General features: G+C 71.1%; 4 protein-coding genes. All 4 read left to right on the forward strand.

Features of this window, described 5'->3' with window-relative positions; all coding sequences use genetic code 11:
- Nucleotides 1-69: 69 nt before the first annotated feature.
- The 4 genes from ACPJXG_RS10160 to ACPJXG_RS10175 are packed head-to-tail and all read left to right on the forward strand — an operon-like array spanning nt 70 to nt 18,405.
- Nucleotides 70-3,057 carry a salicylate synthase gene (locus ACPJXG_RS10160; RefSeq protein WP_425254142.1) on the forward strand — a complete coding sequence of 996 codons (2,988 nt, stop codon included), beginning with the start codon at nt 70-72 and terminating at the stop codon, nt 3,055-3,057.
- A 50-nt stretch (nt 3,058-3,107) separates the two neighbouring features.
- On the forward strand, nt 3,108-12,983 hold the full coding sequence (locus ACPJXG_RS10165; protein ID WP_425254143.1) for an amino acid adenylation domain-containing protein: 9,876 nt from the start codon (nt 3,108-3,110) through the stop codon (nt 12,981-12,983).
- The gene (locus ACPJXG_RS10170) at nt 12,980-17,596 is read left to right on the forward strand and encodes an amino acid adenylation domain-containing protein (protein WP_425254144.1); all 4,617 of its coding nucleotides are present in this window, start codon (nt 12,980-12,982) and stop codon (nt 17,594-17,596) included. Before ACPJXG_RS10165 ends, ACPJXG_RS10170 begins: the two co-directional genes overlap by 4 nt.
- A complete protein-coding gene (locus tag ACPJXG_RS10175; protein WP_425254145.1) occupies nt 17,593-18,405 on the forward strand; it encodes a thioesterase II family protein in 813 nt (270 codons plus the stop codon). The genes ACPJXG_RS10170 and ACPJXG_RS10175 overlap by 4 nt, the downstream gene beginning before the upstream one ends.
- The last annotated feature ends 93 nt before the right edge of the window (nt 18,406-18,498 follow it).

Raw genomic sequence — 18,498 nt, forward strand, 5'->3', positions numbered from 1 at the left:
GCGCGATTGATCCGGCCGGGTGGGTGCGCTAGCGCTGGCGCCGCTCCGGCATTCATTGGAGAGCAGCGAATGACGAACAAGGAATTCACGGCGTGGCCCGAGGCCGCGTGCGCCCAATACGAGCGGCATGGCTACTGGCAGGCGCAGTCGCTGGGCGACTGCCTGCGGCAGTGGGCGGGCATGCACGGCGACGCCACGGCGCTGGTGGAAAAGGACGCGCGGCTGAGCTACCGGCAACTCGATGCCAGGGTCGACGACCTGGCCGCCGGCTTCGAGCAGCTGGGTATCGGCCGCGCCGACCGGGTGCTGTTGCAGCTGCCGAACAGTATCGCCTTCATGCTGGCCAGCTTCGCCCTGTTCCGCCTCGGCGCGCTGCCGATCATGGCCATGCCGGCGCAACGGCGCGGCGATATCGAGGCGCTGTGCGCGCTGGCCGAACCGGTCGCCTACATCGTCAAGGAGCGCTTCCTCGGCTTCGATTACGCGGCGCTGGCGCGCGAGGTGGCTGCGGCGCGGCCGTCGCTGGCGCACCTGATCATCGATGGCGCCGATGCCGCCGCCACCGGTGCGGGGCTGACCCTGGCGCAGATCGAACAGCGCGGCGCGGCGCGCACGGCGACGCCGCAGCGGCGCGCGCCCGGACACCGCGAGACGGCCTTGCTGCTGCTGTCGGGCGGCACCACCGGCACGCCCAAGCTGATTCCCCGCACCCACGCCGACTATGCCTACAACGCCCGCGCTTCGGCCGAGTTGTGCGGCCTCGATAGCGGCAGCGTCTACCTGGCGGCGCTGCCCGTGGCGCACAATTTCCCGCTGGCCTGTCCCGGCGTGCTGGGCACCCTGTCGGTGGGCGGCACCGTGGTGCTGGCGCAGACGCCGGGTCCGGACGAATGCTTCCCGCTGATCGCCCGCGAAGGCGTGACCTTCACGGCGCTGGTGCCGCCGCTGGTGCAGCTGTGGCTGGAAGCGCGGGCCTGGGACCGTACCGATCTGTCCAGTCTGGCGTTCATGCAGGTGGGCGGCGCGCGCTGCGAATCGGTGCTGGCAGCCAAGGTGGCGCCCGGATTCGGCTGCCGCCTGCAGCAGGTGTTCGGCATGGCCGAGGGCTTGCTGTGCTACACCCGCCTGGACGACCCGCAGGACGTGGTGCTGCATACCCAGGGCCGGCCGCTGTCGCCGCATGACGAGGTGCGCATCGTCGACGCCGACGGGCGCGATGTGGCGCCAGGCGCCTGCGGCGAGCTGCTCACGCGCGGTCCGTACACCTTGCGCGGCTACTACCGCGCAGACGAGCACAATGCGCGCACCTTCAGCGCCGACGGCTATTACCGTTCGGGCGACCTGGTGCGCATGACGGCGCAGGGCAACCTGGTGGTCGAGGGGCGCGTCAAGGAGCAGATCAACCGCGCCGGCGAAAAGATCGCCACCGAGGAAGTCGAGCAGGCGCTGTGCTTCCATCCCGACGTCACCAGCGCGGCGCTGGTCGGCCTGCCCGACGAGCGGCTGGGCGAACGCAGCTGCGCTTTCCTGATCGTGGCCGGGCGCGAGCCTGGCCTGGGCGAGCTGGCGGCCTTTTTGCAGCAGCAAGGCCTGCCCCAGTACAAATGCCCGGACCAGCTCGCGTTCATCCAGGCCTGGCCGCTGACGCCGGTCGGCAAGATCGACAAGCGGCGCCTGGCGGCGCTGGCGCGGCCTGCGGCGGAAACGGCCACAGTGGCCGCCTATGCCGAGCGCCAGCTGGCCACCGGCGCCGCGCCGATGGAGCTGGCGGCGCTGCTGGTGCAGGCCGGCTTGGCCGACGACTATGCGCTCTACGAGCATCACGGCGAATGGTCGGTTGGCCTGGGCCGTGCGGCCAGCGTGCGGGCCGACGCGGCCGGCGTGCGCCTGGAGCAGGGCGGCCAGTCGCGCGACTGGCCCGGTCCGGACCTGTGCCAGGGCGTCGCGCAGGCGCTGGCGGCGCTTCCCGTGCGCGCTTGGCGCGTCTACGGCAGCGCCAATTTCGAGCTGGCCGATGCGCTGCACGGCAGTGCGCCGGCCGCCGCCGCGCTGCCGCTGCTGGACCTGTTCGTGCCGCGGATGGAAGTGCGCCTGCGCGATGGAACGGCGCTGCTGCGGGCGCTCGATCCGGCGCAGCTGGAGCGGCTGGCCGGGCTGGTCGTTGCCCTGGACCGCGATTGCCTGCGGCGCCCGCGCGATGACGCAGCGGCCGCCGCGCGCCCGCGCCTGGCGCCCGACATCGCCACGTTCGAAGCTGCCCAGTATCGCCGCCAGGTGGCGCAGGCGGTGGCCGAAATCGGCGCCGGCCAGTATCAAAAAGTGATCCTCTCGCGCAAGGTGCCCGTGCATGGCGCAATCGACCTGATCGCCAGCTACCTGGTGGGCCGGCGCCACAACACGCCGGCGCGTTCCTTCGTGCTGCAGCGGCCAGGCCAGGCCATCGTCGGCTTCAGCCCCGAAACCGTGGTGGAGGTCAGCGCCGCCGGCGAAGTCAGTACCCAGCCATTGGCGGGCACCCGCGCGAACGTGGGCAGCGAACAGGAACGCGAGCGCCTGCGCCGCGAGCTCGAAAGCGACAGCAAGGAAATCGCCGAACACGCGGTTTCCGTCAAGCTCGCCGTGCAGGAGCTGGAACCGCTGTGCCTTCCCGGCTCGGTGATGGTCTCGGAATTCATGACGGTGCGCCAGCGCGGCCCGGTGCAGCACCTGGCGTCGCGCGTCAGGGGCCGGCTGGACGACGGGCGCAACGCCTGGCATGCCTTCCACGCGCTGTTCCCCGCGGTGACCGCTTCGGGCATCCCCAAGCGGCAGGCGATCGACGCCATCAACCGGCTCGAGACGTACCGGCGCGGCCCGTACAGCGGCTGCGTGATGATCGCCGACAGCGACGGCTTCCTCGATGCCGCGCTGGTGCTGCGCGCGCTGTACCGGCAGGGCGACCAGACCTGGCTGCAGGCCGGCGCCGGCATCGTCGCGCAATCGACGCCGGAGCGCGAGCTGCAGGAAACGATAGAGAAATTCAGCAGTATTTCGCAGTACCTGGTGGTGGCGCCATGAACGGCCCGGCGCCCCGCAACCCCTCCCTTTCCGCTGAAGGAGCATTCCCCGTGAACCAGCCGCACCCGCATCCGCAACAGCGCCCCGCGCTGACCCGGGAGACCGTCATCGGCCAGATACAGGCCCTGCTGTTCGAGCCCGGCGCGGCGTTGGCCGATGCCGACAACCTGATCGCGCTGGGCCTCGATTCGCTCAATATCCTGCGCCTCGTCAGCCTGTGGCGCCAGGCGGGGGCGGACGTGACGTTCGCCGCCCTGATCGACAACCCGCGCGTGGACGCCTGGCTGGCGCTGCTCGCGCCGGCGCTGGCGGCGATGCCGGGCATCGTCCCTGCCGTCTCCGCTCCGCTGCCAGAACCGGCCGGCTTCGATCCCGATGCACCATTCGCGCTGACGGACGTGCAGCATGCATACTGGATCGGCCGCCAGGAACAGCAGGAGCTGGGCGGCGTCGGCTGCCACGCGTATATCGAGCTCGATGGCGCCGGCGTCGATGCGGCGCGGCTGGAGTCAGCCTGGCAGCTGGTGCAGGCGCACCATTGCATGCTGCGCGCCAGCTTCGGCGACGATGGCTTGCAGGCCGTCGGCGCCACACCTGCACCTTCGCGCGTGGCGCTGCATGACTTGCGCGGCCAGGGCGCGGCGCAGGCGCAGGCGGCGCTGGAGCACGTCCGCGAACGCTTGTCGCACCGCCGCCTGGCGGTGGAGCAGGGCGAGGTGATGGGGATAGAACTGAGCTTGCTCGACGGCGGCCGCACGCGCATCCACTTCGACGTCGATTTGCTGGTGGCCGACGTGCAAAGCCTGCAGATCATCCTGCGCGACCTGGCCGCCGCCTATGCCGGCGCCGCCGCGCCGGCGGCCGATCCGCAATGGCGGTTTGCGCGCTACCTGGCGCAGGAGGCGCAGCGCCGGGGACCGCGGATGGAACAGGCCAGGCAATTCTGGCAAGGCCGCCTGGCCAGCATGCCGGGCGCGCCGGGATTGCCCCTGCGGGTGGTGTCCGGCGCCGTGGCGCGGCCGACGTTTTCGCGCCGCACGCGCCAACTGACGGCCGCGCAATGGAGCGGCTTGCGGCGCGCCGCGGCGGCGCACCAGGTGACGCCGGCCATGCTGCTGCTGGCCGCCTATGCGGAAGTGCTGGCGCGCTGGAGCGGCGAGGCGCGCTTCCTGATCAACATTCCCCTGTTCGACCGCCAGACGGAGCATCCCGGCATCGAGGAGGTGGTGGCCGATTTCACCAGCCTGCTGCTGCTGGGCTGCGACTTCGGCGTGGCCATGCCGTTCCTGGAACGGGTGCGGCAATTGCAGGCGCAAGTGCATGCTGATGTGGCGCATGCCGCCTATTCCGGCGTGCGCGTGCAGCGCGACCTGGCGCGCCAGCGTCAAGGCGAAGGGCTTGCCGCGCCCGTGGTATTTGCCTGCAACCTGGGCACGCCGCTGGTCGATCCGCAGTGCCGCGCGGCGCTGGGCCAGCTAGGCTACATGATTTCGCAGACGCCGCAAGTCTGGCTCGACCACCAGGTATATGAAATGGATGGCGGCCTGCTGCTGGCATGGGATGCCGTTGATGCCTTGTTCCCCGAAGGCCTGCTCGACGACATGTTCGACGCGCATGGAGCCCTGATCGACTGGCTGCTGCGCCAGGATGGCGACTGGGACATGCCGGCGCCCGCCTTGCTGCCGCCGGCGCAGGCGCGGGTGCGCGCCGCCGTCAACGCCACCGAGCAGGCGCGGCGCGCGCGGCCGCTGCACGCGGACGTCTTTGCCCAGGCCCTGGCGCGGCCGGCGCAGGTGGCGCTGATCGGCGCCGCTGGCGAAGAAGTGAATTACGGCGAACTGGCCCGGCGCGCGTTGCGCGTGGCGTCCTGCCTGCGCGACCAGGGCGTGACGCCCGGCATGCCGGTGGCGGTCAGCTTGCCGCGCGGCGTCGAGCAGATCGTCGCCGTGCTGGGCGTGCTGGCGGCCGGCGCCTGCTATGTGCCGGTCGGCGTGGGCCAGCCAGCCAGCCGCCGCGCGCGCATCCACCGCGCGGCCGGCATCGGCCACGTGCTGTGCCAGCGCAGCCATTGGCCCGAGCTGGAAGCGGGCGACAGCGTGCTGTTGCTGGACATGGCCACGGCCGTGCTGTACTGGCCGCTGGCGCAACCGGTCGCCGTGGCGCCCGACGCACCCGCGTACGTGATCTTCACGTCCGGCTCGACGGGCGAACCGAAGGGCGTGCAGATCGCGCACCAGGCGGCCGCCAACACGGTTGACGACATCAATGCGCGCTACGGCATTAATGCCAGCAGTCGCGCGCTGGCGCTGTCGGCGCTCGATTTCGACCTGTCCGTGTACGACATCTTCGGCTTGCTGGGGGCCGGCGGCGCGCTGGTGCTGGTGGGCGAGGAGCAGCGGCGCGACGCGGCCGCCTGGCTGCAGCTGGTGGAAGCGCACGGCGTGACGGTGTGGAATTCGGTGCCGGTGCTGCTCGACATGCTGCTGATCGTGGCGCGCAATGAAGGGCGCAGCCTGCCGCTGCGCCAGGTGATGCTGTCGGGCGACTGGATCGGCCTGGACTTGCCGCGCCGCCTGGCCGACGGCACGGCCAATAACGCGCGCCTGATCGCCATGGGCGGCGCGACGGAAGCGGCCATCTGGTCGAACGTGCACGAAGTGGTGGGCGAGCTGCCGGCGCATTGGACCTCAATTCCGTACGGCCGCCCGCTGGCCAACCAGCAGTACCGGGTGGCCGACGCCCAAGGGCGCGATTGCCCCGACTGGGTGGCGGGCGAATTGTGGATCGGCGGCGCCGGCGTGGCCGACGGCTACCGTGGCGCGCCGGAACTGACGGCGCAGCGTTTTGTGCTGCACGAGGGCCAGCGCTGGTACCGCACGGGCGACCGTGGCCGCTACTGGCCGGACGGCACCTTGGAGTTCCTTGGCCGCCTCGATCATCAGGTGAAAGTGCGCGGGCACCGCATCGAACTGGGCGAGATCGAGACGGCGCTGACGGCGCAGGCGGGCGTCGACCAGGCCGTGGCCGTGACGGTGGGCACGCCGGCCAGCTTGGCGGCGGCGCTGGTGGTGCGCGCCGGCGTGGCGCAGCCGGAGCAGGCTGCCGCCTATGTGGAGGAACTGCGGCGCAATCTGGCGCAGCTGCTGCCCGACTACATGGTGCCGGCCACGGTGCTGCTGCTGGAGGCCTTGCCGCTGAGCGCGAACGGCAAGGTGGATCGCCGGCAGGTGGCGCAGCTGCTGGCGGCGCAGGCTGGCGCGTCCGGCACGGCGTATGAGGCGCCGCAGGGCGAGCGCGAGGAAACGGTGGCGGCGCTGTGGCAGGAAGTGCTGGGCCAGGAGCGCATCGGCCGCCGGCAGGGCTTCTTTGAACTGGGCGGCGACAGCCTGCTGGCGACGCAGGCGATGGCGCGCCTGAAGCAGGCGGGCCTGGGTTCGCCGCTGGGCTTGCGGCTGCTGTTCGCCACGCCCGTGCTGGCCGAATTCGCGGCCCAGCTGCAGGCCGTCGCGGCGCCGGCACAGCGGCGCCAGGTAGTGGCCGAGCCGCAGGCGCGGCATCAGCCATTTGCCCTGACGGAAGTGCAGCGCGCCTACTGGATGGGCCAGACGGGCGGCTTGCCGCTCAGCTGCGGCACCTTGTATCTGGTGGAACTGGACGGCGCCGATGTCGACCTGGCGCGCCTGGAACAGGCGTGGAACCGCCTGGTGCTGCAGCACGACATGCTGCGCGCCGTGGTGGACGCGGATGGACAGCAATGCGTGCTGGCCGAGGTGCCGCCTTTGCGCATCGCGGTCGAGGAACTGGCCACTGCCGACGCCGCGGTGGCGCAGGAGCGGCTGCACCGCCGCTGGGAAGCGCACGGCCGCGGCGAGGATGCGTGGCCGCTGCATACCTTGCATGCGCTGCGCTATGGCGGCAACCGCTGCAGGCTGGGGATTTTCTTCAATTACATGACACTGGACGGTTTCAGCATCAAGCTCCTGCTCGACCAGCTGGCGGCCCTGTATCGCGACCCGCATGGTCCGGCGCAGGCGCCGGGGCTGTCGTTCCGCGACTATGTGATCCAGGTGCAGCCGCAGCCGGAAGCCGTCCGGCGGGCCGAGGCGTATTGGCGCGGCCGCCTGGCCGGCCTGCCGCCGGCGCCCGCGCTGCCGCTGGCGCGCGACCCGCAAACCTTGCGCGAAGCCCGCTTTGCGCGGCGCCAGGCGGTGCTGCCCGCGCCGCAATGGAGCAGCTTGTGCCAGCATGCGCGCTCGCATGGCATCACGCCGTCCGTCCTGTTGCTGACGGCCTATGCGCAGGTGCTGAGCCAGTGGAGCGGCGGCGCCGCCCACACCCTGAATGTGACCCTGTTCGACCGCCAGGACGTGCATCCCGACATACACCGCGTGCTGGGCGACTTCACGTCGCTGGCGCCGGTGGCCTTCCAGCCGCGGGATGGCGCGGGCCTGCTGCCGCTGGCGCGCGCCATGCAGCAGGAAGTCGCCGATGCGCTGGAACACCGCGAAGTGTCGTCCATCTGGATACAGCGCGAGCGCAGCCGCGGCATGGATATGGCCACCGCTTCGCTGCCCGTGGTGTTTACCAGCACCCTGGGCCTCGGTGGCGGCCTGTTTGAAAACCCGGCGCCGGGCTTTCCCGAGATGGTTGCCGGCGGCCTGTCGGAAACGCCGCAGGTCTGGCTCGACCATCAGCTGTATGAATACAAGGGCACGCTGGTGCTGACCTGGGACGCGGTCGAGGCGCTGTTCCCGCCAGGGATGCTCGACGATATGTTCAGCGCCTATCAAGCCTTGCTGGCCAGCCTGACGGGCGCCGCGCCGCCGGCGGCGCTGCGGTGCCAGCTGCCGCCGGCGCAGGCGCAGGTGCGCGCCGCCGTCAACGCCACCGAGCAGGCGCGGCGCGCGCGGCCGCTGCATGCGGACGTCTTTGCCCAGGCCCTGGCGCGACCGGCGCAGGTGGCGCTGATCGGCACGGACGGCGTAGCCGTGCCCTACGGCGAACTGGCGCACAGGGCGCTGCAGGTGGCGGCGTATCTGCATGCGCAGGGCGTGACGCCCGGCATGCCGGTGGCGGTGAGCCTGCCGCGCGGCGTCGGGCAGATCATCGCCGTGCTGGGCGTGCTGGCGGCCGGCGCCTGCTATGTGCCGGTCGGCGTGGGCCAGCCGGCCAGCCGGCGCGCGCGCATCCACCGCGCGGCCGGCATCGGCCACGTGCTGTGCCAGCGCAGCCACTGGCCGGAACTGGAGGCGGGCGACACGGCCGCCTTGCTCGACCTGGGCCAGGCGCAGGAACACGCGGCGCTGGCGCAACCGGTGGCCGTGGCGCCCGATGCGCCCGCGTACGTGATCTTCACGTCCGGCTCGACGGGCGAACCGAAGGGCGTGCAGATCGCGCACCAGGCGGCCGCCAACACGGTCGACGACATCAATGCGCGCTACGGCATTAATGCCAGCAGTCGCGCGCTGGCGCTGTCGGCGCTCGATTTCGACCTGTCCGTGTACGACATTTTCGGCTTGCTGGGGGCCGGCGGCGCGCTGGTGCTGGTGGGCGAGGAACAGCGGCGCGACGCGGCCGCCTGGCTGCAGCTGGTGGAAACACACGGCGTGACGGTGTGGAATTCGGTGCCGGTGCTGCTCGACATGCTGCTGATCGTGGCGCGCAACGAGGGCCGCAGCCTGCCGCTGCGCCAGGTGATGCTGTCGGGCGACTGGATCGGCCTGGATCTGCCGCGCCGCCTGGCCGACGGCACGGGGGGCGCGGCCCGCCTGATCGCCATGGGCGGTGCGACGGAAGCGGCCATCTGGTCAAACGTGCACGAGGTGGTGGGCGAGCTGCCCGCGCATTGGACGTCGATTCCGTACGGCCGTCCGCTGGCCAACCAGCAGTACCGGGTGGCCGACGCGCAGGGGCGCGATTGCCCCGACTGGGTGGCGGGCGAATTGTGGATCGGCGGCGCAGGCGTGGCCGACGGCTACCGGGGCGCGCCGGAACTGACGGCGCAGCGTTTTGTGCTGCACGAGGGACAGCGCTGGTACCGCACGGGCGACCGTGGCCGCTACTGGCCGGACGGCACCTTGGAGTTCCTTGGCCGGCTGGACCATCAGGTGAAGGTGCGCGGGCACCGCATCGAACTGGGCGAGATCGAGACGGCGCTGACGGCGCAGGCGGGCGTCGATCAGGCCGTGGCCGTGACGGTGGGCACGCCGGCCAGCCTGGCGGCGGCGCTGGTGGTGCGCGCCGGCGTGGCGCAGCCGGAGTATGCAACGGCTTACATCGAGGCGCTGCGGCAGAACCTGGCGCAGCTGCTGCCCGACTACATGGTGCCGGCCACGGTGTTGCTGCTGGAGGCACTGCCGCTGAGCGCGAACGGCAAGGTGGACCGCCGGCAGGTGGCGCAGCTGCTGGCGGCGCAGGCCGGCGCGTCCGGCACGGCGTATGAGGCGCCGCAGGGCGAGCGCGAGGAAACGGTGGCGGCGCTGTGGCAGGAAGTGCTGGGGCAAGAGCGCATCGGCCGCCGGCAGGGCTTCTTTGAACTGGGCGGCGACAGCCTGCTGGCGACGCAGGCGATGGCGCGCCTGAAGCAGGCGGGCCTGGGTTCGCCGCTGGGCTTGCGACTGCTGTTCGTCACGCCCGTGCTGGCCGAATTCGCGGCGCAACTGCAGGCCGTCGCTGCGCCGGCGCAGCGGCGCCAGGTGGTGGCCGAGCCGCAGGCGCGGCATCAACCATTTGCCCTGACGGAAGTGCAGCGCGCCTACTGGATGGGCCAGACGGGCGGCTTGCCGCTCAGTTGCGGCACGCATTATCTGGTGGAACTCGACGGCGCCGATGTCGACCTGACGCGCCTGGAGCGGGCATGGAACCGCCTGGTGCAACGGCACGACATGCTGCGCGTGCTGATCGGCGAGGATGGCTTGCAGCGCGTGCAGGAGCAGGTACCGGCCGTGCACATCGCGCTCGACGCCGTGCCTGCCGCATCGCCGCAGGAGGCGCAGGCACGACTGCACCTGGCGTGGGAAGAGCAGGCGCCGGCGCTTGGCCATTGGCCGCTGTTCGAGCTGAAGGCGGTGTCTTATCGCGGCGACGGGGGCGCGCTGCGCTGCCGTATCGGCATGTTCCTGAACTATATGGCGCTCGACGGCTACAGCATCAAGCTGCTGCTTAACGAACTGGCCCTGCTGTACGGCGACGACGCTGCCGTGCTGCCCGCCTGCGCCATCACTTTCCGCGATTACGTGACCCAGGTGCAGCCCGATCCGCAGGCGCTGGAAAAGGCCGAAGCGTATTGGCGCGGCCGCCTGGCCGATCTGCCGCCGGCGCCCGCGCTGCCACTGGCGCGCGATCCGCAATCGCTGGCGGCGGTGCGTTTCCGCCGCCGCGCCGCGCGCCTCGATGCCGTCTGCTGGCAAGCGCTGCGCCAGCAGGCGCGCGCGCATGGCATCACGCCGTCCGTGCTGGTGCTGACGGTGTATGCGCAAATCCTCAGTCAGTGGAGCGGCGGCGCCGCCCACACCCTGAACCTGACCCTGTTCGACCGCCAGGACGTGCATGCCGACATCCAGCATGTGCTGGGCGACTTCACGTCGCTGGCGCCGGTGGCCTTCCAGCCGCGGGACGGCGCGGGCCTGCTGCCGCTGGCGCGCGCCATGCAGCAGGAAATCGCCGATGCGCTGGAACACCGCGAAGTGTCCTCGGTGTGGGTGCAGCGCGAACGGGCAAAAAGCGTGGGCATGGCGGCGGCCGCCTTGCCGGTGGTGTTTACCAGCACCCTGGGCATCGCCGACAGCCTGTTCGACCAGGCTTTGCCAGCAGGCTTCCCCGACCTGGCCGATGGCGGCCTGTCGGAAACACCGCAGGTCTGGCTCGACCACCAAATGTACGAACACCACGGCGAGCTGCTGTTTTCCTGGGATGCCGTCGATGAACTTTTCCCTGACGGCATGATCGACAGCATGTTCGCCGCCTTTGTCGCGGCGCTGAAGGGTCTCGAAGGCGTGGCGTGGAATGCGCCGCCGGCGGCGCTGCCCTGCCAGCTGCCGCCGGCGCAGGCGCAGGTGCGCGCCGCCGTCAACGCCACCGAGCAGGCGCGGCGCGCGCGGCAGCTGCATGCGGACGTCTTTGCCCAGGCCCTGGCGCGGCCGGCGCAGGTGGCGCTGATCGGCACGGACGGCGTAGCCGTGCCCTACGGCGAACTGGCGCACAGGGCGCTGCAGGTGGCGGCGTATCTGCATGCGCAGGGCGTGACGCCCGGCATGCCGGTGGCGGTGAGCTTGCCGCGCGGCGCCGGGCAGATCATCGCCGTGCTGGGCGTGCTGGCGGCCGGCGCCTGCTATGTGCCGGTCGGCGTGGGCCAGCCGGCCAGCCGGCGCGCGCGCATCCATCGCGCGGCCGGTATCGGCCACGTGCTGTGCCAGCGCAGCCACTGGCCGGAACTGGAGGCGGGCGACACGGCCGCCTTGCTCGACCTGGGCCAGGCGCAGGAACACGCGGCGCTGGCGCAGCCCGTCGCTGTGGCGCCCGACGCGCCCGCGTACGTGATCTTCACGTCCGGCTCGACGGGCGAACCGAAGGGCGTGCAGATCGCGCACCAGGCGGCCGCCAACACGGTTGACGACATCAATGCGCGCTACGGCATTGATAGTTCGAGCCGCGCGCTGGCGCTGTCGGCGCTCGATTTCGACCTGTCCGTGTACGACATCTTCGGCTTGCTGGGGGCAGGCGGCGCGCTGGTGCTGGTGGGCGAGGAACAGCGGCGCGACGCGGCCGCCTGGCTGCAGCTGGTGGAAGCGCACGGCGTGACGGTGTGGAATTCGGTGCCGGTGCTGCTCGACATGCTGCTGATCGTGGCGCGCAACGAAGGGCGCAGCCTGCCGCTGCGCCAGGTGATGCTGTCGGGCGACTGGATCGGCCTGGATCTGCCGCGGCGCCTGGCCGATGGCACGGGGGGCGCGGCCCGCCTGATCGCCATGGGCGGTGCGACGGAAGCGGCCATCTGGTCGAACGTGCACGAAGTGGTGGGTGAACTGCCCGCGCATTGGACGTCGATTCCGTACGGCCGTCCGCTGGCCAACCAGCAGTACCGGGTGGCCGACGCGCAGGGGCGCGATTGCCCCGACTGGGTGGCGGGCGAATTGTGGATCGGCGGCGCCGGCGTGGCCGACGGCTACCGGGGCGCGCCGGAACTGACGGCGCAGCGTTTCGTGCTGCACGAGGGACAGCGCTGGTACCGCACGGGCGACCGTGGCCGCTACTGGCCGGACGGCACGCTGGAATTTTTGGGCCGCCTCGACCATCAGGTGAAGGTGCGTGGCCACCGCATCGAACTGGGCGAGATCGAGACGGCGCTGACGGCGCAGGCGGGCGTCGATCAGGCCGTGGCCGTGACGGTGGGCACGCCGGCCAGCCTGGCGGCGGCGCTGGTGGTGCGCGCCGGCGTGGCGCAGCCGGAGCAGGCTGCCGCCTATGTGGAGGAACTGCGGCGCAATCTGGCGCAGCTGCTGCCCGACTACATGGTGCCGGCCACGGTGCTGCTGCTGGAGGCCTTGCCGCTGAGCGAGAACGGCAAGGTGGACCGCCGGCAGGTGGCGCAGCGCCTGGGCGACCTGTCGCGCTGCGAGCGCATTTACCAGGAGCCGCGCGACGCGCTGGAAGCGGCCGTCGCGGCCATCTGGGAAGAGGTGCTCAAGCGCGAACGGATTTCGCGCGACGACGATTTCTTCGCGATCGGCGGCGATAGCCTCAGCGCCACGCGCATCGTCGCGCTGTTGCAGGAGCGCCGGGTCGGGCCTGGCGCGGTGCCGCTGCGCATGCTGTTCGGCGCGCCCAGCATCGCGGCGCTGGCGGCGCAGGTGCGGACGCAATGGCAGGAACTGGGCGCCGTCGGCGTTTCCGGTGATGAACTGATTTTCGAGGAGGGTGCACTGTGAGTCTGAAAGAAAATGCGCAAGCAGGAGTGGAAGGCGTTCCCGCCATGTTGTCCCGTTTGCAGGCCCTGGGCGTGCATCTGTGGAGTGAAGACGGGCAGTTGCGCTTCAAGGCGCCGGCCGGGGTGCTGACCGAGACGCTGCGCAGCGACATCAAGGCGGCAAGGGAGACGCTGCTGCGCCACCTGGAACGCGCGGCGGGGCGCCGCCTGGAAACCGATACAAAGGCGCGGCACGAGCCGTTTCCGCTGACCGATCTGCAGCTGGCCTACCTGGTCGGCCGCACCCGCCTGTACGATTACGGCGGCGTGGGCTGCCACAGCTACATCGAGCTCGATTTGCCGGCCATCGACGCCGCCATCCTGGAGCAGGCCTGGCATCGGCTGATCCGGCGCCACGACATGCTGCGCGCGGTCGTTTCGCCGGAAGGCCACCAGGCCGTGCTGCGCCATGTCGCGCTGCCCGCCATGCGGCACCTGGACGTGCGCGGCGTCGATGCCGTTGCCGCCGACGCGGCGCTGGCGGCGGTGCGCGAGGAAATGGGCCAGCGTTGCTACGTCACCGACCAGTGGCCGCTGCACGAACTGCGCCTGAGCAGCCACGATGGCGGCGCGGTGCTGCATTTTTCCATCGACCTGCTGATCGCCGATTTCGCCAGCATCCAGATCATGCTGGCCGAGCTGGGACAGTTCTATCACCAGCCGGCGCTGCAGCTCGAGCCGCTGCAGATCGGCTATCGCGACCTGGTGCTGGCGCAGCGCGCGGCCGGCACCGATGCGCAGACGGCGGCGCGCCTGGAGCGCGACCGCCGGTACTGGCACGGCCGCATCGACGCGGGCTTTCCCGCGCCGCCCGAATTGCCCGTGCTCACGCGCGAGGAGCGTGCCTTGGCGGAGGCCGAGCCGGTGCGTTTCGAGCGCCTGCATGTCGAGCTGGCGCCGCAGCAGTGGCAAAACCTGCGCGCGCGCGCCGCCGCCTGCGGCAATACCACTTCGAGCGTGGTGCTGTCGGCGTTTACCGACATCCTGGGGCGCTGGTCGCGGCGCCAGCAGTTCTGCCTGAATCTGACCTTGCTGAACCGGCCGGCCCTGCACCCGGACGTCAACCGCGTGGTGGGCGATTTCATCGCCGTCAACGTGCTGGCCGTGGAGCCGCAGCCGCAAACGAGTTTTTCGGCGCGCGCCGCGCAGCTGCAGCAGCGCCTGCTGCAAGACATGGAGCACGGCAGCTTTACGGGCATCGACGTGCTGCGCGAACTGAGCCAGCGCAATGGCCGCCAGACCATCGTGCCGGTGGTGTTTACCAGCACGGTCGGCGTCAGCGGCGAGGGACTCGACGGCAATGACTTCATGCAGGGCGCCAGCCTGCGCTACGGCATCACGCAAACGCCGCAGGTGTGGCTCGATTGCCAGGTAACGGAGCGGGGCGGCACCCTGCACGTCGATTGGGACGTGCGCGGCGGCGTCTTCAAGGACGGCGTCATCGGCCCCGCCTTCGCCGCGTTTACCGACGTGCTGGAGCGGCTGGCCGATGGCGACGCGGCCTGGCAGGCGCACCAGGGCGTGCCGCTGCCGGCGGCCACGCAGGCCGTGCGCTTGGCCGTCAACCGCACCTGGCGCGCGCCGTCCGAAGACTTGCTGCACAGCGGCTTTTGCCGCCAGGCGCAGGCCGCTCCCGAGGCGGTGGCGCTGGTGGCCGACGAGCGCGCGTGGTCTTACGGCGAACTGGGGGCCTGGGCCGTGCGCATCGCCGCGCTGCTGCGCCATGCGGGCTGCGCCGCCGCCAAGGCGCCGCCGGTGGCCATCGTGCTCGACAAGGGCGCGGCGCAGATTGCCGCCGTGCTGGGCGCGCTGCTGGCCGGCGCCAGCTATGTGCCGGTCGACGCCCGCCAGCCCCGGCTGCGGCGCGACGACATCCTGGCCGACGTGGGCGCGCAGTTCGTGCTGAGCGATACGGAGCACCTGGATGACGGCTGGCCGCCACTGCTGCAGTGCATCGCCGTTGATGGCCTGGAGCAGGGCGGCCACGCCGCGGCGGCCTTGCGCCAGGCGCTGGCGCAGACGGCGCCGCAGCCCGACCGGCCGGCCTACATCCTTTACACATCCGGCACCACGGGCGCGCCCAAGGGCGTGGTGGTCAGCCACCGTGCGGCCCTGAACACGGTGGCCGACATCAACCGCCGCTTCGCCGTCGGCGCGGCGGACCGCGTGCTGGGCCTGGCCAATTTCAATTTCGACCTGTCGGTGTGGGATATGTTCGGCGCCTTCAACGCGGGCGCCGCGCTGGTGCTGCCGCAGGCGCAGCGGCGCGGCGATCCCGGCCATTGGGCCGAACTGGCGGCCGCGCACAAGGTGACCTTGTGGAATTCGGTGCCGGCGCAGATGCAGATGCTGATGAGCTTGATTGATGGCCAGCCCGCAGTGGCGGCCCGGCTGGCGACGCTGCGCCTGGTGATGCTGTCGGGCGACTGGATTCCCCTGTCCTTGCCGCCGCAACTGCGGGCGCGCTGCCCGGCGGCGCGGCTGGTCAGTCTGGGCGGGCCGACGGAAACGGCGATCTGGTGCGTCTGGCATCCGATCGGCGCGAGTGCGCCCGGTGCCGCCAGCATCCCTTACGGCACGCCGCTGGACAATCACCGCCTGTACATTCTCAATGACAGCCTGGAGGATTGCCCGGACTGGGTGGCCGGCCAGATGTACATCGGCGGCGCGGGGCTGGCGCTCGGCTACGCCAACGATGCCGCGCGCACGGCGCAGTCCTTCATCGACCATCCGGTCAGCGGGGAACGGCTGTACCGCAGCGGCGACATGGGCCGCTACCGTCCCGATGGCGTGATCGAAATCCTCGGCCGCGAAGACCGGCAAGTCAAGATCCTGGGACACCGCATCGAGCTGGGCGAAGTCGAGGCGGCGGCGCTGGCGCAGCCCGGCGTGGGCCAGGCGGCGGCGCTGGTGCTGGCCGGGCCGTCGCTGGCGCTGGCCGTGGTGGCGGCGGCGGGCGCTGGCGAGGAACAGCTGGCCGGCCTGCGGGCGGGCATGGCCGCGCGCCTGCCCGACTACATGGTGCCGGTGCAGATACGCCAGTTGGCCGCGTTGCCGCTGAGCGTGAACGGCAAGATCGACCGCAACGCGCTGGGCGCGCTGCTGGCGGCGGCGCCGGCCGGTCCGGCCCGCGCCTACCAGGCGCCGCGCGCCGACGGCATCGAAGGGGCGCTGGCGGCCATCTGGTGCGAGTTGCTGGGACTGGAACGGGTGGCGCGCGACGACGACTTTTTCCAGGTCGGCGGTTCGAGCCTGTCCGCCATCGCGCTGCTGAGCAAGCTGATGGCGCAGGGCCATGCCGTCGATATCGACCTCATTTTCGGCAATACGCTCTTCCACGACATGGCGCAGGCGCTGGAGCGTTCGCGCGAACGCGAGAACGCCTTCCTGGCCGGCATCGACCTGGACGCCATCGCCGCCACGGCGCTGGCCGGCTTCGGCGCGGCCCGCCCGCATGCGCCGGCGCAGCCGCCGCGGCGCCTGCTGCTGACGGGCGCCACCGGCTACCTGGGCATCTACACGCTGGCGGCCCTGCTGGCCGAGGGCAGCTACGACATCCATTGCCTGGTGCGCTGCGACGATGCGGCCGCCGGGCGCCAGCGCCTGCGCCAGGCGGCTGCGCAAAAGGGCTTGCGCCTGGATGCCGACGACGGGCGTTTGCATATCGTCTGCGGCGACGTGGCGCAGGAGCGCCTCGGCGTGGAGGCGGAACGCTATGGCTGGCTGAGCGAGCATATCGATTGCATCGTCCACGGCGCCTCGATGATCAACCTGATGGATCCGCTGGCGCGCCTGTATCCGACGAATGTGCTGGGCGCGGCGCGCATCATCGAACTGGCGGCCACCGCGCGCGTCAAGCCGGTGCACTATATCTCCACCATCGCCGTGCACCACGCGCTGCCGGAAGGCGCACCCGAGCCGGTGGCCGAGACTGTCGCCGCGACCGATGCCTGGGCGCAGCTGCGCCTGACCTATGAACAGAGCAAGACCATGGCCGAGCAGCTGTTTTACCGCGCCCGTCTGGCCGGCTTGCCCGTCAATGTGCTGCGCCCTGGCACCATCACCTGGGACAGCGGCTTGCACAGCGAGCGGCAGGATGGCGCCGAGGCCTACATCAATGATGATGCTTTCCTCAAGTTCTACCGCGCCTGCCTGGCCGTATCGGCGTATCCGCGTTCGGCGCTGACGATCAATATCGTGCCGGTCGACTACGTGGCCCGCGCCATCGCCTGCGTGGTGGCCTCGGCCACCGGCGCCAGCAGCAATTACCACCTCGTGTCGCAGCGCAGCGTGCCGGTGGACCAGGTCTACCGCGCGCTGGGCGAGATGGGCTGCGTCTTCGATGCGCTGGATTTCCCGCAGTGGAAGGCGCGCCTGCAGGACAGCTTTGTCGAAGGCTTCGTGAATTTGTACTTCCGCGATGGCATGGACAGCGGCGGCCACCACCAGTACGCCAGCGATGCACTGCGCCAGGTGCTCGAACGCCACGGCGTGGCCGGCTTCGAGGTGGGGCCCGATTACCTGGCGCTGTTGTACCGGCAGTTCAATAATGCCGTCGCCGGGGAGGCGCCATGAGCGGCGCCGTGCTGGCCCGGCCGGCCGCCGTCGACGATCCGGCGCGCTGGTTCCGTACCTGGCAGCCGCGCCCGCAGGCCCGCCAAAGGCTGATCTGCCTGGCGCACGCGGGCGGCGCCGCCAGCTTTTACCGCAGCTGGGGCGCGGCCCTGCCGCCATCGGTCGAACTGGTGGCGGTGCAGTATCCGGGCCGCGAGGAACGCATTGCGGAAACCCCGCTGGGTAATCTGGCGGACCTGGTCGAGCGCATCGCCGGCGGCCTGGAACGCCTGCCGCACCTGCTGGACCGGCCCTACATCTTGTTTGGCCACAGCATGGGCGCCGTCGTGGCGCATGAACTGTACCTGGCGCTGCGGCGGCGCGGCAGGCCGCTGCCCGCTCACCTGGTGGTGTCTGCCTGCGAAGGGCCGGCCCGGCACAGGCCCGGCCTGCTGCATGCGGGGCCGGACGAAGCCCTGAAGCGGGAAATGTTCAAGCTGGGCGGCACCAACGCGGCGCTGGCCGGCATGACCGAGCTGCTTGATTTGGTGCTGCCCGTCATGCGCGGCGACTACCGTGCCATCGAAACGCATGTGCCGGCGCCGGACCGGGCGCCGATCGCCGCCCCCATCACTGCCTTCACGGGCCTGGCCGATACGGAGCTGGCGCCCGGCGATGCGCAGGCCTGGGCCGGCGAGACGAGCGCCGCCTTTGAGCAGCAAGCCTTCCCTGGCGGGCATTTTTACCTGATCGAGCAGCGCGACGCCGTGCTGGCCGCCTTGCTGCGGCGCTTCGGCGCGCTGGACGGACACTGGCCCAGCCTGCCGTGAGGCGGCGCGCGGCCCCTGAAAAGCTGCCGAAGCGGGCATGCGGCTGCCGTTTCGGGGGAGCCGCGCGGCGCACGCTCGTCCATAGTCGAATCA

This window comes from Janthinobacterium sp. NFX145, assembly GCF_049810325.1.
GTDB lineage: Bacteria > Pseudomonadota > Gammaproteobacteria > Burkholderiales > Burkholderiaceae_D > Janthinobacterium > Janthinobacterium rivuli.